At 41.7% G+C, this 22,929-nt stretch carries 21 protein-coding genes and 1 pseudogene; 5 read left to right on the top strand and 17 right to left on the bottom strand.

Annotation, left to right across the window (positions count from 1 at the left end; genetic code table 11):
• Window positions 1-69 precede the first annotated feature (69 nt).
• Entirely contained in the window at window positions 70-1,452 is a 1,383-nt protein-coding gene (gene sufB / locus HMPREF9389_RS02445; protein WP_002930631.1) for a Fe-S cluster assembly protein SufB, read from the bottom strand.
• A 124-nt stretch (window positions 1,453-1,576) separates the two neighbouring features.
• Window positions 1,577-2,017 carry a flavodoxin gene (locus HMPREF9389_RS02440; RefSeq protein WP_002930633.1) on the bottom strand — a complete coding sequence of 147 codons (441 nt, stop codon included), beginning with the start codon at window positions 2,015-2,017 and terminating at the stop codon, window positions 1,577-1,579.
• Window positions 2,018-2,122: 105 nt separating this feature from the next.
• Between HMPREF9389_RS02440 and HMPREF9389_RS02435 the strand changes: the two genes are divergently transcribed.
• Both HMPREF9389_RS02435 and HMPREF9389_RS02430 read left to right on the top strand, forming a co-directional pair.
• The gene (locus HMPREF9389_RS02435; RefSeq protein WP_002930636.1) at window positions 2,123-3,058 is read left to right on the top strand and encodes a DHH family phosphoesterase; all 936 of its coding nucleotides are present in this window, start codon (window positions 2,123-2,125) and stop codon (window positions 3,056-3,058) included.
• Between the two features lie 107 nt (window positions 3,059-3,165).
• Window positions 3,166-3,408: a type B 50S ribosomal protein L31 gene (locus HMPREF9389_RS02430; RefSeq protein ID WP_002895374.1), complete on the top strand. Its 243-nt coding sequence runs from the start codon at window positions 3,166-3,168 to the stop codon at window positions 3,406-3,408.
• Between the two features lie 209 nt (window positions 3,409-3,617).
• Here HMPREF9389_RS02430 and HMPREF9389_RS02425 read toward each other — a convergent pair whose 3' ends face one another.
• The 12 genes and pseudogenes from HMPREF9389_RS02425 to uvrC form a co-directional block, all read right to left on the bottom strand.
• The gene (locus tag HMPREF9389_RS02425; RefSeq protein ID WP_002930638.1) at window positions 3,618-5,120 is read right to left on the bottom strand and encodes a CAP domain-containing protein; all 1,503 of its coding nucleotides are present in this window, start codon (window positions 5,118-5,120) and stop codon (window positions 3,618-3,620) included.
• The gene (locus HMPREF9389_RS12395) at window positions 5,117-5,494 is read right to left on the bottom strand and encodes a hypothetical protein (protein ID WP_002930640.1); all 378 of its coding nucleotides are present in this window, start codon (window positions 5,492-5,494) and stop codon (window positions 5,117-5,119) included. The genes HMPREF9389_RS02425 and HMPREF9389_RS12395 overlap by 4 nt, the downstream gene beginning before the upstream one ends.
• Window positions 5,495-6,279: 785 nt before the next feature.
• Window positions 6,280-6,570 (bottom strand): cupin domain-containing protein, encoded by a 291-nt coding sequence (locus HMPREF9389_RS02420; protein WP_002895366.1) that lies wholly within the window; start codon window positions 6,568-6,570, stop codon window positions 6,280-6,282.
• A gap of 29 nt (window positions 6,571-6,599) precedes the next feature.
• On the bottom strand, window positions 6,600-7,340 hold the full coding sequence (ldcB, locus tag HMPREF9389_RS02415) for an LD-carboxypeptidase LdcB/DacB (RefSeq protein ID WP_002930641.1): 741 nt from the start codon (window positions 7,338-7,340) through the stop codon (window positions 6,600-6,602).
• 328 nt (window positions 7,341-7,668) lie between these two features.
• Window positions 7,669-7,983 carry a rhodanese-like domain-containing protein gene (locus HMPREF9389_RS02410; RefSeq protein WP_002930642.1) on the bottom strand — a complete coding sequence of 105 codons (315 nt, stop codon included), beginning with the start codon at window positions 7,981-7,983 and terminating at the stop codon, window positions 7,669-7,671.
• The gene (locus HMPREF9389_RS02405; protein ID WP_002930647.1) at window positions 7,976-8,938 is read right to left on the bottom strand and encodes a zinc-binding alcohol dehydrogenase family protein; all 963 of its coding nucleotides are present in this window, start codon (window positions 8,936-8,938) and stop codon (window positions 7,976-7,978) included. Before HMPREF9389_RS02405 ends, HMPREF9389_RS02410 begins: the two co-directional genes overlap by 8 nt.
• A gap of 275 nt (window positions 8,939-9,213) precedes the next feature.
• Window positions 9,214-9,702, bottom strand: coding sequence for a prolyl-tRNA synthetase associated domain-containing protein (locus HMPREF9389_RS02400; protein ID WP_002930655.1), 489 nt, complete (start codon window positions 9,700-9,702; stop codon window positions 9,214-9,216).
• Between the two features lie 10 nt (window positions 9,703-9,712).
• Window positions 9,713-10,297, bottom strand: coding sequence for a uracil-DNA glycosylase family protein (locus HMPREF9389_RS02395; protein WP_002930656.1), 585 nt, complete (start codon window positions 10,295-10,297; stop codon window positions 9,713-9,715).
• A 53-nt stretch (window positions 10,298-10,350) separates the two neighbouring features.
• Entirely contained in the window at window positions 10,351-11,757 is a 1,407-nt protein-coding gene (gene pepV, locus HMPREF9389_RS02390) for a dipeptidase PepV (protein WP_002930657.1), read from the bottom strand.
• A gap of 69 nt (window positions 11,758-11,826) precedes the next feature.
• Window positions 11,827-12,432 (bottom strand): nitroreductase family protein, encoded by a 606-nt coding sequence (locus tag HMPREF9389_RS02385; protein ID WP_002930658.1) that lies wholly within the window; start codon window positions 12,430-12,432, stop codon window positions 11,827-11,829.
• A 298-nt stretch (window positions 12,433-12,730) separates the two neighbouring features.
• A pseudogene (locus HMPREF9389_RS12345) lies at window positions 12,731-12,964 on the bottom strand (DUF4274 domain-containing protein); the annotation flags it as partial.
• A gap of 11 nt (window positions 12,965-12,975) precedes the next feature.
• Complete coding sequence (gene uvrC / locus HMPREF9389_RS02375) at window positions 12,976-14,811, bottom strand: excinuclease ABC subunit UvrC (protein ID WP_002930667.1); 1,836 nt, start codon at window positions 14,809-14,811, stop codon at window positions 12,976-12,978.
• Between the two features lie 364 nt (window positions 14,812-15,175).
• Here uvrC and HMPREF9389_RS02370 point away from each other — a divergent pair, with 364 nt between their 5' ends.
• The 3 genes from HMPREF9389_RS02370 to HMPREF9389_RS02360 all read left to right on the top strand — a co-directional run bounded on the left by HMPREF9389_RS02370 (window position 15,176) and on the right by HMPREF9389_RS02360 (window position 18,707).
• A complete protein-coding gene (locus HMPREF9389_RS02370) occupies window positions 15,176-16,432 on the top strand; it encodes an extracellular solute-binding protein (RefSeq protein WP_002930668.1) in 1,257 nt (418 codons plus the stop codon).
• A gap of 81 nt (window positions 16,433-16,513) precedes the next feature.
• On the top strand, window positions 16,514-17,872 hold the full coding sequence (locus HMPREF9389_RS02365; protein ID WP_002930669.1) for a carbohydrate ABC transporter permease: 1,359 nt from the start codon (window positions 16,514-16,516) through the stop codon (window positions 17,870-17,872).
• Between the two features lie 16 nt (window positions 17,873-17,888).
• Window positions 17,889-18,707: a sugar ABC transporter permease gene (locus tag HMPREF9389_RS02360; RefSeq protein ID WP_032906578.1), complete on the top strand. Its 819-nt coding sequence runs from the start codon at window positions 17,889-17,891 to the stop codon at window positions 18,705-18,707.
• Between the two features lie 161 nt (window positions 18,708-18,868).
• Here HMPREF9389_RS02360 and HMPREF9389_RS02355 read toward each other — a convergent pair whose 3' ends face one another.
• The 3 genes from HMPREF9389_RS02355 to rimM form a co-directional block, all read right to left on the bottom strand.
• Window positions 18,869-21,430, bottom strand: a complete 2,562-nt coding sequence (locus tag HMPREF9389_RS02355; protein ID WP_002930677.1) for a CAP domain-containing protein — start codon at window positions 21,428-21,430, stop codon at window positions 18,869-18,871.
• 190 nt (window positions 21,431-21,620) lie between these two features.
• Complete coding sequence (gene trmD, locus HMPREF9389_RS02350) at window positions 21,621-22,343, bottom strand: tRNA (guanosine(37)-N1)-methyltransferase TrmD (protein ID WP_002930678.1); 723 nt, start codon at window positions 22,341-22,343, stop codon at window positions 21,621-21,623.
• Window positions 22,333-22,851: a ribosome maturation factor RimM gene (gene rimM / locus HMPREF9389_RS02345; protein WP_002930679.1), complete on the bottom strand. Its 519-nt coding sequence runs from the start codon at window positions 22,849-22,851 to the stop codon at window positions 22,333-22,335. Before rimM ends, trmD begins: the two co-directional genes overlap by 11 nt.
• Window positions 22,852-22,929 lie beyond the last annotated feature (78 nt).

Here is a 22,929-nt window from a genome sequence, read left to right on the forward strand (position 1 = left end):
GAACCTTATTAAAGGGAACTCGCTTTTGCGAGTTCTCATCAGCAGATTAAAAAGGTCCACTGGACCTTTTTAACCAACCGATCCTTCCATACTCATGTTGATGAGTTGGTTGAGTTCGACGGCGTATTCCATTGGAAGTTCTTTGGTAATAGGTTCCATAAATCCATTGATAATCATAGCTGTGGCTTCTTCTTCGCTGATGCCTCGGCTCATCAGATAGTAGAGCTGGTCCTCAGATACTTTGGAAACCTTGGCTTCATGCTCTAGCGCGACATTTGAATTATGGATTTCATTAAAAGGAATGGTGTCAGAACTGGACTCACCATCCATCAGAATGGTATCACACTCGATATGAGATTTGGAGCCAGCACTATTCTTACCAAAGCGAACCTGACCACGATAGTCGGTCTTACCACCATCCTTAGCCACTGATTTAGAAATCAAGGTACTGGAAGTCTTGGGTGCATTATGAAAGACCTTACAGCCCGCATCCAAGTGCTGGCCATAGTTGGCAAAAGACATGGATAGAACAGAAGTTCTTGCATTGCGACCATTAAGAATGCTACAAGGATATTTCATATTGACCTTGCTGCCTAAGTTTCCATCAATCCACTCTAAGGTACCGCCCTCTTCAACAATCCCGCGCTCCGTTACAAGATTATAGACATTGTCCGACCAGTTTTGAATGGTTGTATAGCGGAAAAAGGCATCCTTTTTGACAATGATTTCGACATTTGCCGCATGAAGACTATTACTTGTGTAAGTCGGTGCTGTACAGCCCTCAATATACTGGATAGAGCCCCCCTCCTCGATAATCATCAAGGAGCGCTCAAACTGGCCAGCGTTTTCACCATTGATTCGAAAATAGGTCTGAACAGGAACTTGGCACTGGACGTTCTTGGGCACATAGATAAAGGTTCCGCCGGACCAAACCGCACTATTAAGAGCAGAGAATTTATGCTCAGCATTTGAAATCACAGTACCAAAATACTGCTTGACCAAGTCTGGATATTCCTGAACAGCCGTATCCGTGTCAGTGAAGATAATCCCCAGCTTGGCAAACTCTTCCTTCATATTGTGGTAAACCACTTCAGATTCATACTGAGCCACAGCTCCAGATAGAAAGCGCTTCTCGGCTTCTGGAATTCCCAAGCGATCAAAGGTTTTCTTAATCTCTTCTGGAACTTCATCCCAACTGTGAGCCCGATCTCCGCTTAGCTTCTGGTAGTAGATAACATCATCAAAGCGAATCCCTGACAAATCCGGGCCAAAGCTGGGCATAGGTAACTTATGAAAGAGTTCCAAGGAGCGCAGACGATAGTCCAGCATCCACTGGGGCTCATTCTTGATTTCTGAGATTTCTCGAACTACTTCTTCTGTCAGGCCTTTACCAGTCGAAAAGAGCGGCTTGACATCGTCATGAAAGCCAAAGGCATAGTCGCGTTCTTTCATAGGGACTCCTCCTTTATCTTACGGATAGCGCTTGCCTATATTATACTCCTAATCATGAGAATTGTCAGAAAATAACACTTTCGAAAAATAAAAACGGCCGCAGCCGTTTCCTCTATTTATCACTTTAAACTTTATTAACCAAGCCTTCTGCAAAAGCTTCCAAGCGCGCAATATCATCATCTTCTGCAGATAGGTCTACTTTAACGCTTTCTGCACCCTTCACCGCTCCTGTAGCAGCAAAGGCAGCATCAAAGTCATCGACAGCCTTGCAGAATTCGTCATAGAAAGTATCGCCTGAACCGACCACTCCGTAGATCTTGCCAGACAAATCCAAACCAGACAAGTCTTCATAGAAGTCCATCATCTCATCGGGCAGCTCACCATCACCATAGGTATAAGTCGCTACAATCGCAATATCTGCTTCCAAGAAATCTTCTGCATCGACAGTGGTGCACTCGTCCACTTCAACTTCTACATCCAGGTCTCTTAGCTTATCCGCCACAATATCAGCAATTTCCTCGGTGTTTCCAGTCATGCTGGCAAATACAATTTTCGCTAAGGTCATAGTTTCCTCCAAATTCTAATCTGCTCTCATTATATCATATCTTTTTTATTTTAAAAATAAAAACTCTTATGCTACAATGGGTAAAGAAAGTTGACGAGGTTATTTATGACTCTTTATCATGATATTTTAAGTAAAATAAAAGAATACGATACTATTATCATTCATCGCCATATGCGGCCAGATCCCGATGCGCTTGGCAGTCAGGTCGGACTGCAAAAGCTACTTCAATACCACTTTCCAGAAAAGAAAATCAAAGCGACAGGCTACGACGAACCCAATCTCATGTGGCTAGCACAAATGGACCAAGTTACAGACGAAGAATACCAAGAGGCCTTAGTTATCGTCTGTGACACTGCTAATACAGCCCGGATTGACGACCAACGCTACACGACAGGCGACTTCCTCATCAAAATCGATCATCATCCTGATGATGAGGTTTACGGAGATATTTCTCTGGTAGATACAAGTTCCAGCAGTGCTAGTGAGATGATTGCTCTCTTCGCCTTTGAAAATAACTTAGACTTGAGCAAGGAAGCTGCAGAACTCCTCTATGCTGGTATCATCGGCGACACTGGCCGCTTCCTTTATCCTTCTACTAGCGCCCGCACATTCGAAGTAGCTGCCAAGCTGCGCCAGTACGATTTCGACTTATCAGCCTTGTCTCGCAAAATGGACTCTATCAGCCGCAAAGTAGCTAAACTGCAGGGCTATGTATATGAGCAATTGGAAATAGATGAAAATGGTACTGCGCGGGTCATTCTGCCTCAGGAAGTTTTACAAGCCTATCAACTGACTGATGCTGATACTGCAGCCATTGTCGGGGCACCTGGACGAATTGAAGAAGTCGGTCTGTGGGCTATCTTTGTTGAGCAGCCTGAAGGTCACTACCGTGTCCGCATGCGCAGCAAGGTTATTCCTATCAACGGTATTGCTAAAAATCATCATGGCGGAGGACACCCACTAGCCAGTGGAGCCAATGCATTTTCTAAAGAAGAAATAGAGCAAATCTACACCGAGATGAAAGAATTGGTAAAAAAGTAAGAAATTAGTCTAAAAGTCTTGTCAAATCAATCAGAATTTGATAAACTATCAAAGTAACTAATCTATGGCTCGCAAAGAGACCATGGCAGAAAGGAAATTTTTGTAAAATGAGAAAAGATATTCATCCAGAATACCGCCCAGTTGTCTTCATGGACACTTCTACCGGCTACCAATTCCTTAGTGGTTCAACTAAGCGTTCAAACGAAACAGTTGAATTCGAAGGTGAAACTTACCCATTGATCCGTGTAGAAATTTCATCAGACTCACACCCATTCTACACTGGACGTCAAAAGTTCACTCAAGCAGATGGACGTGTGGATCGTTTCAACAAAAAATACGGTCTCAAATAATCATAAGCACCAATCGGTGCTTTTTTTGTACTCAAAAATTTCTTTTCGCCTTTTTAAAACTCTAAACTTTCTTCACACCTGCTACTTTTGCTTCCTAGTTAACTCAACAAAAAAACTCCAAAAGTCAGAAGGTTAAATCCAACTTTTGGAGTGTGGTTTATATGTAACCAAAGATTAAGAGCACAGACGTTTAAGAATAAAATTCCTTATTATTTATAGCTGTAAGCCCAGTAGTAAACACCGTTTCCGTCTACAACTGTCGCTACTGCACCTTCAGTTACGTTAGGATCAAGAAGCAATTCTCTCAGACCGCTGTTAGCCCATTTCTTGACGACAACAGATGCATCTTCATCACGACGTCCAACAAAGCCTGAGCTATCGTATTGACGTGAGATTTCATTTACTTTTGGAAGTGCTTGATTTTGATAAATGTCTTCTGACCAAGTCAACTCTTTCAAGCCTTGTGCTTTACGCTCTTCATTGATTTTAGCGAAAGCTTCTTTGGCTTTTGAAAGATAGTCATAGTTTGTATCGTTTGTTGCTTCAACACGGTAAACAAACTTAACGTAACCAAATTCTACATCACTGTATTTCTTATCCTCAACACCACTCTTAAGGTTTGCAATCAAGACATAATCCTTAGCATATGGGTTTTCTTTAGTGTTCTCAAAGATTTCTGGATCTTCGATTTCCCATTCAACTTTGGCATCCCATCCTGCGTTATCAAGGAACTTAGGATTCATCTTTTCGATAACGTAGTTCTTGAACTCTTCAACGTTCTTGAATGGCAGCGGTTGACCTGCTTTAGCAGTTGTCACTAGGTTGGTTGAGTACAATTTCACGCTAGAGTCTTTATCACTGTACATGTATTCATCATCAGCAGTATTTTCGTGAAGTTTTGGATCAAGAGCTGGATCGTTTGGATCAGTCATACCTTGCAGTTTCCATTTGTCACCAAACCATTTCCAATACGGAGAGTATCCATTAGCTTCTGAGTCAGATGGTATACGGTAATAATGAGTAGATCCATCAAAGTAATAGTTAGGATCTGACTCAAGAGCCTTGTCACCCGGTTTTCCAGTTGGGTAGATAATTTTTGGAGCTCGTCCATTTGGTGCCCATGCCAAGTGCTCAAGACCTTCTGCTGGTTTTTCAACATATGGAGGAATTTGATCTTCACTTGGTTTATCAGTAGTTACCAAACCAGGAGTCTCTGGCACAGCAGGTCTTGTCGGAGTTTCTGGTTTTGGTTCTGCTGGTTGCTCTGGTTTCGGAGCAAATGGATCAAGCTCACCTTCCGCACCGTTAATTGGAGGATTTTCTGGCAAATCAACACTTGGAGTTTCTGGTTGGCTTGGTACTTCTGGTTTTGGTTCTGCTGGAGTTGTTGGTTGTTCCGGTCTATCATTTGGAGCTGGAGTTGGTTGCTCTGGTTCCGCTGGTGTCGGAGTTGGAACTTCTGGTTTTGGTTCTTCCGGCTGACTTGGAGTTGTTGGATTAGTAGAGTTATCAGTAGAATCCTTAACAAATACCCACTTACCATTTTTATAGTAGTAATAGTCGCCATTATCTAATACATAGTAATGATAACCATTTTCATAACGATAATGTGGATCGTTTTCCAGGTTGTTATTGGATGTACTGTTATTGTTAGTATTTGTCAATGGCTTCCACTCACCATCACGATAGATACGGTAAGAACCATCTGTCATACGGTAGTAATGGTTACCATTCCAGTAAATATAGTTCTCATCATTTGCCAGATTGTTGTAGTTATTCCAACCATTATATCCGTAGTTGTTGCTATAGTTATAATTCCAGTTGTTATAGCCTGGATAATAGTTATTATAACCATAGTCATAATTATAGCCATTGTAACCATAGTTATAGTTGTTATAGCCGTAGTTATAGTTGTTATAGCCATAATTGTAGTTATTATAACCATAGTTGTAATTATTGTAACGGTAGTTGCGGTTGTTACGGTAATTATAGTTGTTATAACCATAGTTATAATTGTTGTAACCACCATTCCAGTAATTATAACCTGGTTGATAGTAGTTATAGCCATAATCTTGAGCCTGAGCATTATTCGCAACAGCAATTGCTGGAATAATAGCCGCAGCCGCTACAACAGATCTTGATAAGAGTCTGAAACGATTGTTCATATTAATTAAACCTCCAAAGTGACCAACATCACTTTATTTTTTTGTGGGGGGAATTTATTTTTTGTGCACAACTTCATAAAAAAGAATTTCTCAAAAAAAATGCCAGCTGGCAGCTAACCACCCCATCTTTAGCAAATGGTAAAAAACTCGAATCACTAGCTAGTGACTCCACCTAAATAAAGGCTGCACCATAAATGTTTTTATATCATTTGTTTAAGAAAGCAAGTAGTCAATATGCTTGAAAATACTTTTTTATGCATATCTCACCCTCAAGTCGAATTATAGCACAAGAAATTTTTGAATGCAAGCATTTTAGTTAACAAGGTGTAAATTATTTTTATGGGTAATTTTTTATAGTTCGTATTTTTGTTTATTTTTCTGTTTTTTATCTATAAAATTCCATATAATCTTCTTATCAACGAACTAAAGTTATAGAAAAATGTTTATAATTTGGTTTACAGAGTGTAAATTATTTTTATTATTTATTTATAGAAACTCCTCGCCCTATCATTCTGATTTTTTATTTAAGTTTATTTTAAGCTTAAATTAAGGCTTTTTTAAGCATATCTTAAGTTTATTTTAAGAGTCAAAGAATCTGATTATAAATTTCTTGATTGTGGGTTTTTATTTACAGAAATGAATAAGTGTTAAAGAGTAGTAAAAAATACTAGAAGCATTTATTGCAGCTTCTAGTATTTTGAGTTTATTAATATTTGAGTTGTTTGATAACCAAGAGGTGACTATCTTCTTCTCCAACCAAGCTGTGTGGCTCATTGGGCTCCATGGTTAAAAAGGAACCTGCCACTAGCCGCACAGTTTGTTCTCCAGCAGAAAAGCTTACATCTCCCGACAAACAAACAACTGTTACCAGTGCATCAGCACTGTGCTCTGGTACTTCTTTTCCTTTAGCAAGATGCAGATGATGGATGATTCTGCCTTCTTCTTGCACAGGTGTTTCTGCAAAATCATTATTGGGATTGGTAACAAAAAATTTCATTTTCTTCCTCCTTCTAATGGATGATGTGACTACTGATCTTCATAGCCTCCACCAGTAATGCCAAAATATTCTTCTAAAGATTTGCCTGATTGAGCAATTTCCTTGGCTTCTTGACCAATATAGCGCAGATGCCAGCTTTCAGGCATATAGCCAGTTGAACCTTCCTTACCCTCTAGATAGCGAACGATAAAACCATATTTATAGGCGTTATCTAGAAGCCACTGACTTGCTCCGGCTTCTTGCACGAGGTTACCACTCTTATCAATCAAGTCAAAGGCTAAGCCGGTCTGATGCTCACTGTAGCCTGGCCGAGCCGAATAGCGGTCTGCAGCAGCTTTACCGTCCTGATTGACATAATTTTGATAGAGTTCTGTCTGAGTATCATAGCTGCGAAAACCACTGTATTGGTCGCTAATGGCATAACCTTGTGCCTGCATGTCTGCAATCAGTTTGAGCAATTCTGCTTTAGCAGTCGCATTCTCACCTGGATTATAGGAAGCAGACAAAGGATAGTGTTTATTGACAACGAGAATCTCATCATATTTCCCTTTGACACTGTAGTAGCTGCCGTTATAAGAAACATTTTCGTCAATATTTTTGACTTCTTCTGCCTTGTTTTCTGCTACTTGACTAGAAACCGATTTTTCCTGAGACACAGAAGAATTAGGCTGATTACCTCCAGTACTGCTGTTATTACTCTTGCTGTTCGTAGAACAAGCTGAAAGGCTGAAAACAGCTACGCTTAGAAGTAATAATTTCTTGTATTTCATATTGATTATAATCACCTTCCAATTGAAAAAAATTAAGACTGTTCTGAACTCGCATTACCCAGTCAACGACTTTTTGCCACCATGAATTACCAAGTGTTTTGGCCTGGAGACTAGTTTGTTTGCTTAATCCCAAATCGTTCTAACCAACTGCGTTTAAACAAATTCTTCTTACTTTAGTTGGGAAGAACTTTGTTTTTTTAGAAATGTCTAAGCCAATCTTCTTTTGACATAGATATTCTCCTATCCTCAATTTATTATACTACTATAGTATACAAAAAAAGGGCCGGAAATTCAATCTATTCCGGCATTTGCTCTTCTTAATCGCTTGTCATATCGTCAATTTAGCAGGAAAAGCTTCCACTCCTCCTTCAACGTTGATTACTTGGTAACCCTTGGCTTCCAAAAATTCGCAGGCACGCGCTGAACGGCCTCCTTTTTGGCAGATGATATGGTAGGGGATTTGTTTATCTAATTGCGCATAGTTCTCCGGTAGGGTGCTGAGTGGCAGATTTTGAGCCCCAGAGACATGTCCAGCTGTAAATTCGTCCACCTCGCGGACATCAATCAACTGCAGTTCTTCTTCCTGCAATTTGTCATATAAATCTTTCGCACTAATTTTTTGCATCATTTTTCTCCTATTCATTCATAATCACAATTTTTCCAAAACCTGCAGTCCCCTCTATAAAAGCATGAGCTTTAGGCACTTGCTCTAGGGAAAAGACACGCCTTGGTGTAACATTGACCTGATAGCGGTCAATATAGTCAAATAATTCATTCATCAAGTCTTGGCTCACATGAGCTGAGTGGAAACTTGTCAGAAAACTGTTGTTTTTGATTTCTTCAATTGGATTGAAATCTTCTAACTCCCATTGCCCACCCAAGAGTCCGGTAACGCAAATAATACCACCCTCGGCAATATGGTCAAAAGAATCCTTGACAGTTGCCGGACCGACCAACTCAAGGATTTTATCAAACTTATCCTCTGTTTCCAGTCGGCCATCCTGGTCTATAATGATATCGTCGTAGGCTTGGTGCTTGAGCAGAAACTGTTTGGAACCACTATTGACTGAGCCCACGATATGTGTGTCTGGAAACTGTGCCTTGACCAGACGAGCAAAGGCCAAACCGACACCGCTAGTGGCAGCCCGAACCAAAATCTTGTCATTGGGGTCAATGCACAGATTTTTCATAGAGCCTAGAGCAGTATAATAGGTCTCTGGCACTGCTGCCAGCTCAGTCCAGGTCAGGTCGGTCTCAACTGTATAAATTTGGTCGTTCGGCAGGAGGACATACTCAGCATAAGAACCATCAAAAGCTCGCCCCATTTCACCCATGATGGAAACCACTTTCTGGCCAATCTCTAAATCTGCCCGAGTCGTCTCGGCAACTTGGCCAACACACTCAATGCCTAAAATCCGAGGGAAGGTGACACTAGGCGATAAGCCCTCGCGAGTAAAAATCTCTGAGTGGTTAATCCCAAATCCTCTGACCTTGACCAGAGTCCAGCCTTCTTGAAGTTCTGGAATCGGTCTTTCTTCCAGCAGAAGCTTTTCTGGGCCACCCGCTTCGTAAATGACTATAGCTTTCATCGTTTCCATAGAATCACCTCGCTTTCTACAAAGTTTAGCATTCTAAGCTTAGACTTTTCAAAAAATAAGTCAGATACTCCAGCAAGATCTAATAGTTGTTTGACAATATCATTGGCTGGCTGTTGGAGAATCCCCTGAGGGAAACCAAGTGGCTGGACACGTCCTTCATCCAAGATCAAGATAGAGGTACAGAGGTGCTAGCAAACGAGTGATACCAATCTGCTAGGTTTAATCACTCGAAAGAGAAGCTGGATAGCGTTCCTCTAACTCAGCAAAACGGTTAGTTAAAGCTCAAGAACTTGGTAAGAATAACCTAAATCTTGCAAGAATTTAAATAAATCTCTTGTAGAGACAAAAATAGTTTTTTCATTAGTATTGGGATGGAAAGTCATGATATCCTCTGATACAATGTCCCTATCAAAATAAACTTGAATGTCCTTCTCCTCATTGTTGAGAAGACCAAAGGGAGATACAGTTCCTGCTGGTAGGTTCATTTTCTCTGCCAAGGAGTCCAATGAGGCCATACGAATCCGATCGGCTCCCACTTGAACTTTAAAGTCATCCATATCCAATCGTTTCTTGTCATCCATAATGAGTAAGTAATACTGGGTTTTCTTCTTATTGGTTAAAAACATAGTCTTAGTCCGAACACCCTCCATGCCTTCAATATAGCTATCTGCCTGCTCTGTCGTAAATGCAGGAGGGTGCTCCACCACATCAAAGGTGATCCCCAACTCTTGCAACTTGTTAGCTACTTGTTGATATGCATCCATGCTTCTTACCTCATTTCTCCATGATATTTTTTACTAATTTTTGTAAATCTGGTACAACCTGAGCTGCAAACCAAGGATTTTTAGCCATCCAAATTTGGTTGCGGGGCGACGGGTGGACCAGTGGGAAAAAGTCAGGCAGGTAGTCTTGATAATGCTGAACCGTCTCGGTCAGCTTGATATTTCCTTTTTGATGCAGATAATATTTCTGTGCATACTGACCAATCAAAATTGTCAGCTCAATATCTGGCAAAAGCTCTAAAATCGGCTGATGCCATTTGTCCGCAAAGCCCTTACGAGGTGGTAAATCTCCAGACTTCCCATGCCCCGGAAAATAAAAATCCATGGGCAAAACCGCAAAGTATCCAGAATTATAAAAAGTCTCTTCATCGACACCCAGCCATTTTCTCAGCCGCTCACCACTCTTGTCCTTCCAGTAAAGCCCTGCCTCTTGAGTTTTCAGCCCCGGCGCTTGTCCAACAATGTTAATCCGTGCATTCCGAGGCGCCGCAAAAAGCGGCTTGATCCCTTGCTCCGTAAATTTCTGATTATCTGGATCAGCCATGATGGCCTTGGCAATATCCTCTATTGTTTGCATGACATCTCCTTGCAAAGAAACTCATCCAGCAAGGCCAAACGAGTTTTTCTTTTTTATTTGATTAGCTCGTAGATAGCCTCCGCGTAAATGGCCGCAGCACGGAAAAGGTCTTCTACATCTGTAAATTCATTGGCTTGGTGCATAGTGTTGACATAGTCAGGGAACATAGCTCCAAAAGCCACACCGCGCTTCAAAAGACGACCAAAGGTTCCACCACCAATGACTTGCTCATGTCCTTTGAGACCCGTTTGTTTTTCGTAAACACTCAAAAGTGTTGCTACCAACTCATCATCTGCTGGAACATAGTGCGGAGTGTGTCCATGTTCAGACAAACTCACAGACACAACACCAGCAACTTTTTCAAGACCGGTTTGAATCGTTTTCGGATCAGTACCTTGCGGGTAACGGATGTTCAGAGCAATGGTATTATCAGCCTCGGCACTGTCAAAATGGAAAACACCAGCATTCATACTGAGAGCACCCATTTTAGCATCTGTATAAGCAATTCCTAACTTCTCACCTGTAAAGTCCTCGTGCAGAACTTGAGCTGCCACTTCCAGATAGGCCTTGGCGTCACCAGCAAAGTCAAATTGGTTGAGGAAGAGAGCTAAATAAGTTGCTCCGTTGATACCATCCTCTGGTGTAGAACCATGAGCTGATTTCCCAATGACTGTCACTTCAAGAGCGTCGCCATTTTCTTTCAGACTAGCTGAAAGCTTGTGGGCAGCAGCAAAGTCTTGTAATTTCTTATCCAATTCCGCTGCATCAACTGCTGCTGTAAAAATAGCTGTCGCTGATTCTGGCACCATATTCTCACGAAGTCCGCCAGTGAAGCTCTTGAGTTTAAAGCTGCCATCATTACTGTTACCAAAGTGGAGATATTCTGTGATATTCCCTTTTTCACCGTTAATGATTGGAAATTCTGCATCTGGTGAGAAACCAAAGTCTGGCTCAGGTAGGCCAACATGCTTGAAATAATAGTCCATGTCTTGCCAACCGGATTCCTCGTCTGTCCCCACCACAAAGCGAACGCGCTTAGATACTGGCAATCCCAAGTCTTTGATGATTTTCAAACCATAGTAACAAGCCATGGTTGGACCTTTATCATCAGATGAACCACGTGCATAAAGCTTACCATCAATAATTTCAGGTTTGTAAGGATCTGTATTCCAGCCACTCCCGGCAGGAACTACATCCATGTGGGCAAAAATCCCAAGTTCTTCCTCACCCTCACCAAAAGTAAAGTGACCAGCATAATTGTCCACATTCTTTGTTTCATAGCCATCGCGCTCAGCGATTTCTAAAAACTTATGCAGAGCTTGAACAGGACCAGGTCCAAAAGGATGTTCCTTGTCTGCCTTGGAGTCATCACGCTCTGAGTTAATTTCCAAAAGGCTGAACAAATCAGCCAAGAGAGCTTCTCTACGTTTTTCAACTTCTGCTTTAAAATCAATTGTCATTATTTTACCCCAATTTTCAATTCGATCTAAATCGATATTATTATGAATTAAATCGTAAATATAACTATATCAACGTTTCTCAATGATTTCATCAACTGGCAAACGATAACTAGGTTCTAGTTTTTCATCAGTATAACCAACAGTAATCAAGAGTTCCGGACGGAAACGCCCATCAATTTCCAGAACCTCATTAACCTTAGATTTATCGAAGCCTAAGATGATGTTAGATCCGATACCTTGGTCAGTCAGAGCCAGAACAAGATTCATAGCCACTAGACCAGCATTGAGAGCTAAATAATCGCTCTTTTGCTGTTCACTATAGCGAGCAAACTCAGCTGGCAGATTCTGCATATAGAATTGGAGCTGCTCGTCAGAGAAATTTCTCACTCCAGCCACACGCGCAATCTTACGAGCCCGCTTGGTCAAATCTGTATCAGTAAAGAGGGCAATGGTCACTGGAGCTTCCTTAATCTGATCCACATTTCCACCGAAAGCTGTCTCTGCTAGAGCCTGATTACGCTCCCGCACCACAACGAACTTCCATGGCTGGCTATTGTGGGCACTGGGGGCCAACGTTGCAATTTCAATGGCTGTGCGAACATCCTTTGGATCCACAGGTTTGTCATTGAAATGCTTGGTCGCATGACGCTTTTTATTGAGTTCTAGAAATTTCATAAGTCGTATCCTTTTCTAAATATACTAGCTTCATTTTATCATATTTTGTAAGAGTTTGCAGGAGTTTTTCATTCTCTATAAGATCTGACTATCAGTACTTGCCACTTGATAAGATTATTCTGTAACAGAGGTTTCGTTTTCTCCATTCTGGCTACTTGAATATCTTAAGCCCTTAATTAAATCGCTATAACTAGAGCTTCTTTCTTGGTCAAAGACATTCTTAAAGTTTTAATTTTTCATAGATGTCTCAAGTCTCGGTTTAGGTTTTCATTTTTCAGATGTTCAACTAATTATTTAATTAAATTACTATATTCAAATCTTTACCAGAAACTCCATCAAGGAAAATTGGATTTGATGCCGGTTTTAATTTTTTCAGTTTAAATTTTTGAATTCTCGTTATTTCGGGTCGAAAATAGATATTCCCATTCGAAAATTTCCTTCTGATAATTTTATCATAGACATCTTTTAAAAAATCTTCCCATTCCTTAGATAAAGAATTTGCAAAGGCTGCTTCTGCATCTAATAAATACCTGCAAATTAATTTCAATCTATGTCTACAATTGGTTCCGCCACCTCTCGCAACTGTGCTTGTTCCTGCTCCTGAGTTTTCGGATTCAACTTTCTTTGCACCGCTTCTGCCACTGCTCGTGGTACGCCGACTTCGACGATTTCATCAACACTGGCTTCTTTAATCTTGGTTAGAGATTTGAAGTGTTTCATAAGGTTTTGCTTGCGTTTTGGTCCCAAGCCTTCAATGCCATCTAGCTGCGATGAGAAGGAACTCTTAGACCGGAGCTGGCGGTGGAAGGTAATTGCGAAGCGGTGGACCTCATCTTGGATACGCTGGAGTAGGAAAAATTCCTGCGAATTGCGGGATAATTCTACAACCTGCAGAGGGTCACCAAAGAGCAATTCATGGGTCTGGTGCTTGTCATTTTTTTGCAGTCCAGCGATGGGAATATCCAATCCCAGCTGCTCCTGAATAACTTCTTTAGCGACATTGACTTGGCCCTGTCCACCGTCAATGACAATCAAGTCTGGTGGAGTTAGTCCGTCACGAATTACCCGACTATAGCGGCGCTTAATGACCTCTCGCATACTAGCGTAGTCGTCAGGTCCTACCACAGTCTTGATCTTATACTTGCGATAGTCCTTCTTACTTGGTTTACCATTGACAAAGACCACCATAGCTGATACAGGACTGGTCCCCATGATGTTGGAGTTATCAAAAGACTCAATACGAACAGGTGTCGGAATGTTAAGGAGCTGCCCTAGATTCTCAATAGCCCCATGAGTCTTTTCAATAGATCTCTCCAAAAGGTCAAATTTCTGCTGAAGACTGACTCGGGCGTTTTTGATAGCCAGATTGACTAACTGTTTCTTCTCGCCTCGCTGGGGCTTAAACACCTTGGTATCCACCATGGCCCGTACAGCTTCTTCGTCAATATCTGGCGGAATCAAAATTTCATTGGGCTTGAGGTGGGATTTTTCCTGATAGAACTGGCCGATATAGGTCAGAAAATCTTCGTCCGGATCATTGTAATAGGGAAAAAGGTTGACATCACGCTCGATTAGCTTACCCTGACGGACAAAGAAAACCTGTACGCACATCCAGCCCTTATCCACATAGTAGCCAAAGACATCCCGATTCTGCAAATCCTTGGCCATGACCCGCTGCTTGGTTCGCAGGGTGCCAATGGACTGAATCAAGTCGCGGTACTCCGCTGCCTTTTCAAACTCCATAGCTTGCGCTGCGCCAGCCATTTTTCCCCGTAAATCCTCAATAATCTGGTCATCCTGACCCTTGAGAAAGGCTGCCACCTCCTGGGCTAGCTCCTTGAAATACTGGCTGTCTACCTGGCAAATAGTGTGGGCCTTGCACTGCCCCAGATGGTAGTAAAAGCAGACCTTTTCAGGTGGATTGGTACACTTACGAAAAGGAAAGAGCCGATCTAAAAGCCGCTTGATTTCATTGGCCGCTCCGACATCCGGATAAGGACCAAAATAAAGCCCACCGTCCTTTTTGACTTGGCGCGTGATGATGAGGCGCGGATAGGTCTCATTGGTAATCTTGATAAATGGATAGGACTTATCGTCCTTGAGCATGATATTGTACTTAGGCTTGTTTTCCTTGATTAGATTGATCTCCAGAAGCAAAGCCTCAATATTGGACTCGGTGACAATAAACTCAAAATCCTCAATCTCAGAAACCAGAGCCTCCGTCTTGGTATCATGGCTACCACGAAAATAAGAACGAACCCGATTGCGAAGATTCTTGGCTTTTCCGACATAGATAATGGTATCGTTTTTGTCTTTGTGAATGTAACAGCCGGGACTGGTCGGCAACAGTTCCAGCTTTGATTGGATTAGCTTATTCATAGGTCTATTATAGCAAAAAAGGGAAGCATTCAACAGGTAGACACTAGATTATTAGAAAATCATAAGTTTGATTCTTTTCATAGGTAATGATGAACTATAACTTCTCTTCATCTCTTCATACAAGTACCAAAAATATATTGCGAATGAGACAAAACTTTCTTCATAATAAAGCGTTTTCTAAGTAAAAATCAAGCAAGCGATTGCACAGCTATTTTAATAGGCTTTGATTAAATAAACAGAAATAAAATAGAAAAATTTTAGAAAAATTAATATATTTTTAAAAAAATTTCAAAAAAAGACTTGACAAAAATTGCAAACGGTTGCATAATAGAATTGTAAATAAAAATTCCGGGAGGAAATAGGAATGAAAACATGGAAAAAAGTAGTATTGGGCAGTGTCAGCTTGCTGGCTGCAGGAACGCTCTTAGCAGCTTGTAGCTCAAATAGCAGCAAGGAGAGCTCTTCTTCTAAAGCAGATAGCAAGACCTTGAAACTTTGGGTACCAACTGGTGCTAAAGATTCTTACTCTGATACAGTTAGCAAGTTCGAGAAAGAATCAGGCTACAAGGTTGACGTAGTCGAAATGGAAGATCCAAACGCTCAGGAAAATCTGACAAAAGATGCTAGTACTGCTGCCGATGTTTTCTCTCTGCCACACGACCAACTAGGTAAATTAGTTGAAGCTGGAGCTATTCAAGAAGTTCCTTCTAATATGGCAGAAGAAATCAAGAAAAACGATACAGAACAAGCAGCGATTGGTGCTCAGTATAAAGGTAAAACTTATGCTTTCCCATTCGGTATCGAGTCACAAGTAACCTACTATAACAAGTCAAAACTTTCTGCTGACGATGTTAAATCATACGAAACAATTACATCTAAAGCTAAATTCGGCGGAAACTTGAAAGAAGTTAATGCTTACGCTACTGCTCCACTCTTCCTTTCTGTTGGCGATACTCTCTTTGGTAAAGACGGTGAGCAAGTAGACGGAACAAACTGGGGTAACGAAGCTGGTGTGAACGTTCTGAAGTTCATCGCAGCTCAAAAGAATAACAGCGGTTTTGTAAACGTCGATGCTGCTAACCTTCTTGCTAAATTTGAAGATGGTTCAGTTGACGCTTTCCAATCTGGTCCATGGGACTATGCAGCTGCTGAAAAAGCTGTCGGTAAAGACAACCTTGGTATCTCTGTTTACCCAACTGTGAACATCGGTGGACAAGACGTTCAACAAAAAGCTTTCCTCGGTGTAAAACTTTACGCAGTTAACCAAACACCTTCAAATGGTGACACTGATCGTATCGCAGCAAGCTACAAACTGGCTCAAGCACTTACTAGCAAAGAAAGCCAAGAAAACCAATTCAAGTTTGAAGGACGTCACATCATCCCAGCTAACAAAGAAGTACAAGAGTCTGAAGATGTGAAGAAAGATGCATTGGCACAAGCTGTTATCACAATGGGATCTTCTGATACCTACACAACAGTTATGCCTAAACTTAGCCAAATGTCTGTCTTCTGGACTGAAAGTGCTGCAATCCTCAGCGATGCTTACAACGGTAAATTTGGTGAAGATCAATACCTCGCAAAATTACAACAGTTTGATAAAGATTTAGCAGCAGCTAAATAATACTCAAACGAATAAAAATAAGCATTGAAGTGAGGGGGGCAGCCTCCTCACTTCTTTCTTTGTAAATATAAGGAGAATACTATGACTCAGTCATCCTATGACAATGCATCCATGGTTCAGGTCTTTAAAGAGGGAACCTGGGATGTCAAACTCTCTTTTCTAGTAATGGGACTGAGCAACCTTGTAAACAAACAATTTATCAAGGGGCTGCTCTTCCTCTTCTCAGAAATTGCATTTCTGATTGCTTTTGTAGTTCAAATCGTTCCGGCTATCGGCGGTATGATTACTCTGGGTACTCAGGAGCAAGGAGAGACTATCAAAAAAGTTAATGGCTTGGAAATCACCGTTCAAGTAGCTGGTGACAACTCTATGCTGATGCTAATTTTTGGACTTGCTTCTCTCATCTTCTGTGCTGTCTTCGCCTATATCTACTGGTGTAATCTGAAAAGTGCTCGTCACTTGATGGCTCTTAAGCAGTCAGGTCAGAAAATCCCTAACTTCGTTGAGGACTTTAAGACACTTGCTGACGGTCGCTTCCACATGGGACTGATGAGCATTCCTCTTATCGGAGTACTGCTCTTTACCATCTTGCCTCTGATTTATATGATCTGTTTGGCCTTTACTAACTTTGACCATAAGCATCCCGCTCCTAAGTCACTCTTTGACTGGGTTGGCTTCTCTAGCTTTGGTGATGTATTCTCAGGTCGCATGGCTAGCACCTTCTTCCCACTTTTAGGCTGGACCTTGATTTGGGCGGTTGCTGCGACAGCTACTACTTTCTTCTTCGGTATCGTTTTAGCTCTCTTGCTCAATACCAAAGGTCTCAAGTACAAGAAAGTTTGGCGCACACTCTTCGTTATCACTATCGCAGTTCCACAATTCGTATCCCTGCTCTTGATGCGTAATTTCCTGAATGACAATGGACCTTTGAACGGATTATTACAAAGCCTCCATCTCATTCAGCATCCAATTCCATTTTTGAGTGACCCTGTTTGGGCTAAGTTCTCAATCATCCTTGTCAATATGTGGATTGGTATTCCATTTACCATGCTGGTAGCGACTGGGATTATCATGAACCTACCTAGCGAGCAAATCGAAGCTGCTGAGATTGATGGAGCTAGCAAGCTTCAAATCTTCAAGAGTATCACTTTCCCACAAATTCTCTTGATTATGGCACCATCTCTTATCCAGCAGTTTATCGGGAACATCAACAACTTCAACGTGATCTACTTCCTGACAGGCGGTGGACCTACTAACTCTTCCTACTATCAGGCAGGCTCAACTGACCTTTTGGTTACCTGGCTCTATAAACTGACCGTCTCTGCCAAGGACTACAATCTGGCATCTGTTATCGGTATCCTGATCTTTGCAATCTCTGCAGCCTTCAGTATTTTAGCCTATACTAGATCCGCATCATTCAAGGAAGGAACTGCTAAATAATGAAAAATAGAAAAAAATCAGTTTATTAGGGATTTATGTCTTGCTGACTATTTTAGCACTCATCTGGCTAACGCCAATTATCTGGATTTTTCTGACCAGCTTCCGTGGTGAAGGTTCTAATGCGGTCCCTTACTTCTTCCCTAAAACTTATACTTTTGACAACTATATCAGACTATTTAATAACAACACATATCCTTTTGTTCAGTGGTTTATGAATACCCTGATTGTTGCGACAGCGACCTGCATCCTGTCTACTTTGATTACTGTGGGTATGGCTTACTCACTCAGCCGTATCAAATTCAAGCATAAAAACCGTTTCCTCAAGCTGGCTTTGGTTCTTAACATGTTCCCAGGCTTCATGTCTATGATTGCGGTTTACTACATCTTGAAAGCACTCAATTTGACACAAACCCTGACCTCACTGATTCTGGTTTATTCAGCTGGAGCAGCTCTAGGCTTCTATATTGCTAAAGGTTTCTTTGATACTATCCCATATTCTTTGGACGAATCCGCTATGATTGACGGAGCTACCCGCTTCCAAATCTTCCGGACTATCACACTGCCGCTGTCAAAACCGATTATCGTTTACACAGCGCTTATGGCCTTCATGGGACCTTGGGTCGACTTCATCTTTGCCTCTGTCATCCTAGGCGATGTCAAGGAAAAATACACGGTTGCTTTGGGACTTTTCCAAATGCTTAATAAAGATGCCATCAATAAATGGTTCTTGCCTTTCACATCTGGAGCGATTATCATCGCTATCCCAATCACTCTTCTCTTCATCTTCATGCAGAAATACTACGTAGAAGGTGTAACAGGCGGAGCAGTCAAATAAAATCTATTATGTATATTGAAAACTTCCGACAGTTAATATCGGAAGTTTTTATCTTAGAAAATGCAGAACTTATCTTCTCTTTCCTTTTTATATGAGATTGCTTATTAGCTATAGACAAAAAAATGAGACTAGAATAATTTCCAGACTCATTTTGTATTTCTTTAATTATAATCTTCGTCTCTGCGACGACGCTTGTTGGTTCCCAAAAAGGCAGCTGCACCAAGTGCCATACCAAAAATTGCAAGGCGCTCTGCTTCTGAACCAGTATTTGGCAGAATAGCAGGAACTGTTGGAGCCTTATCAGCAGTTGTAGCCACGCTAGCAAGCTGAGCTGCAGGATTCACAACAAAATCAGTGAATACGCCACTACCGGCCGTTTGAACGGCACCTGTAGTCGCTCCTTTGACTTCACGAGTGTTCGCATGAACTTCTGCAGTCTTAGCATCTGAATCTTTCTTAGATTCATCCTCTGCACCTGGACCAGCAGCTCCACCCTTAACAGCAGTTAAAAGCTTCTTATCCTCACCTGAGCGGTAGTTGCTATTCAGAGCATTTCCATAAAGGAGAGATGCTTGGTTCAAGATATTCAAGAGAGTTTCATAATTGGCTTGAAGACTGTTGTAAGCCTCTTCAAGAACAGCTAAAGTTGCAGTTTCTTGATTTAAGATTGCTTGTTTAGCTTCATAATCAAGCTGCGCTTCTGCCAACTCCCGCTCTGCTTCTGCAAGTAACTGAGGAGCATTTTGAAGATCAATGACTTTCTTTTTAGCTGCTGCTAATGTCTTTTGAGCAGCCAAGAAATCCTCTTGAGCAGTTGTCAAATTAGCTTTCGCAGCTTCTTGAGCTGACTGAAGTTCTGTCAACTTATCCTTAGCTGCTGCTAAAACTGCCTGAGCATTGCTCAAGTTAGTCTGATAAGGTGCTAGGTTTGCTGCAATCTTAGCTGTCGCTCTGTCGAGAGCTTCCTGCTTAAGGGCAACATTTTGCTTGGTCAAAGCTAGATTATTTTCAGCAGTTGCTACCTTCTGACGAGCCGCTTCAACTGCTGCAATTTGATCTGCCGCTGCCTTTTGAGCATCAGCTAATTGAGCATTGAGGATATTAATAGCTGATTCCTGACCAACTTTTTGAGCCTTGAGTTCAGCTAACTGATTCTTAAGCGCTGTAACATTTGCGTTAGAACCTGCAGAACGACCGCCACCAGCACGCAACAACTGCTCCATAGCCGCAACAGTCAGCAAAGTACCATTATTAACACGTTGGTTAAAGTTGCTAATATGATGGAAACCAACTTCGGATGTACCATGAGGAGTGCCCCATTGGTTTGGCTGTTTATCATAAGCTGCTGAGATAGCATTGGCTTTATTGTCCATCATCTGAACATAGTGGCCAATCTGAGCAAATACACCCGCTCCAACTCTCATATAGATAGAATTAGCATCAATCTGAGTTTCATCTGTAGGCAGTCCATATTGCGCTGCAATCTCTTGGTAGCGTGCTTTTTCACTATGCCAGAAATTGACAGCCCCTTGCGGATCAAAACTAATCGCCACATTCTCGTTACCAATCAGCTTACCCATGTGCCAGTTATTGCGCTCAAAGTAGATAGTCTGAATCTGGCTGGCCACATTCGCATACGGATCAACCAACAACTCTTGTAAGCCGGCATTACGACGGTAAGCATTAATGGCCTTAACCAACTCCAAAGCTTGAAGGTTATTTTCCAGACTAGCTGGACTTGTTGGGTCAGAATTAACTGAAATACCAAATTCATTTTGTCCACGTTGATAAACTGCAAGAGCATTGTTAGCAGCATCACGAATCTCCTGATTAGCCGCATTGTTACGAACATTTTCTAAAAATTGAGAATAAGTCGTATTGCGAAGGTCAACAGGAGCTGTTGCTGCTGCTTTCTCAGCAGCCGGAATCTGTCCTTCAAGAGAGTTAATAGCTTGATTGGTTTGACCCAAAGATTCCTTTGCCTTATTGATTTTATTCTGGATTTCAGCCTGCACTTGGGGAGCAGAAGACGCTGCTTGTTCTGCCTTTGTCAGTTCAGCCTTTGCATTATCTAAGGCAGTCTGTGCTTGACTTTGCTGACTCTTAGCAGTTGCTACAGCTTGCTCTTCTGAGTTAAGTGGTGTTTTAGCTTGTTTCAATTCAGTCTCTGCAACATCTACCAGAGATTGACTCGCCTTAATAGTATTTGCTTGGTCTTTAACAGCCTGTTCTGCCTTAGCAGCTTTAGCCGCCGCTTCTCGAACGGCAATGTCTTTTGCGCTAACCTCTTGCTCTGCTGTTTTTGCTTCTGTCTCCGCCTTAGCAACATTTTCTTCTGTTGCTTCTGCCTGTATTTCTTTAGCAGTCTCAACAGCGACTTCAGCAACTTTCACGCTAGTTTTTGCATCTTCAGCTTCTGTTTTAGCAGTATCTACTATCGATCTTTGCTCATCGAGTTTTGCTTTGGCAGCTTCAGCATTTTCTTGGGCAACAGCTACATCTGCTGCTGTCACTGGTTTTCCAGTTACTTCAGTCGCTTGTGGAGCTGTTACAGTTGATTCAACCAACTCATCCGCGTGTACTTGATGGGTCAGTCCACCAGAAATAATAGTTGTAGCCGCAATACCAGTCGCTACAACAGACTTGCCTATTTTCTTTTCCATAATCAATCTCCTTTTTATAATCTCACATACTATAATTAACCTGGGTATAGCAGCCCGCATAGTAATATACTATCACAAAACGCTAGTATTAACTAGTAGCAAACGTCTCCTTTTAATAGTTTTTTTATTACAATTTAGTTACAAAAATGTTGTATTAGAAAAATAAGATGGTTTTTCCAACAAAAATGAGCATTTCTGTATTAAATAAAGCAAAAACTCCTAGATCCTTTCTAAGAGTTAACTTTGCTTGTCAGTCCGTTTGAGCTTGTCGAATTTCTTCTAACATCGCTTCTTCTTCGGCCGTCATTTCGTAGTCTTCCAGTAAGTCAGGACGTCTTAGATAGGTCTTTTTCAGACTTTCATAGAGACGCCACTTGCGGATATTTTCATGATGGCCGCTCATAAGGACTTCAGGAACAACCATACCCCGATAGTCATAAGGCCGAGTGTACTGAGGATATTCCAATAGTCCAGACGAAAAACTGTCATCTGTATGACTGGCTTCCTTTCCAATAACCTCTGGAATCAGGCGAACGGTAGCATCAATCATAGTCATAGCTGCCAATTCTCCCCCAGTAAGAACATAGTCCCCAAGCGAGATTTCGTCTGTCACTAAGGTCTTGATCCGCTCATCATAGCCTTCGTAATGGCCACAAATGAAAATGAGCTCTTCTTCTTTAGCTAGCTCCTCCGCATAGGCTTGGTCAAAAGTCCGACCAGCAGGATCCAGCAAAATCACACGCGGTTGCTTCTTTTCAATGGCATCATAGGCATCAAAAATAGGTTGGGCCCGTAGCAGCATACCCTGGCCTCCGCCGTATGGCTCGTCGTCTACATGCCGGGATTTTTCAGCCTTTTCTCGGAAATTGTGGTAGTTGATTTCTAAGAGACCTTTTTCCCGAGCTTTACCGACGATAGAGTGCTCTAAAGGCGCAAACATCTCCGGAAAGAGAGTCAAAATATCAATTTTCATCGTCCAGTCCTTCCGGTATCTCTACATCAACCCGACCTTGCTCAATGTCAATCCTCAGCACAACTGGCGGAATATAAGGCAGCAGCAAGTCGCGCTTGCCTTTACGCTTGACCACCCAGACATCATTGGCTCCTGGCTGCAGAATTTCCTTAATCGTACCAAGAAGAATGTCATTTTCATAGACTTCAAGGCCGATGATTTCATGGTAGTAAAATTCCCCGTCTTCCAAGTCCGTCAAATCTTCCTCTCGGACTTTCAGAGTGAAATCACGGAATTTCTCGATGTCATTGATGTGGTACATCCCCTTAAACTTGATAATATCAAAGTTCTTGACTTTGCGATGGCTGGCTATCTCCACATGCATAACAAACTGATCCTTTTTATCGAAAAGAGCCAGTGTATTTCCTTTTTTAAAACGCTCTTCTGCAAAATCCGTCACTGACAAAACCCGCATCTCCCCTTGCAAACCTTGGGTATTGACGATTTTACCAACATTAAAATAATTCATCTCGACTCCAACATATTATACTCTGCCTAGTATTTTATCATGATATAGGGGAATGTACAAGGGAGATAAGGGGGAATT

The sequence above is a fragment of the Streptococcus sanguinis SK355 genome (assembly GCF_000212855.1).
Lineage (GTDB): Bacteria > Bacillota > Bacilli > Lactobacillales > Streptococcaceae > Streptococcus > Streptococcus sanguinis_A.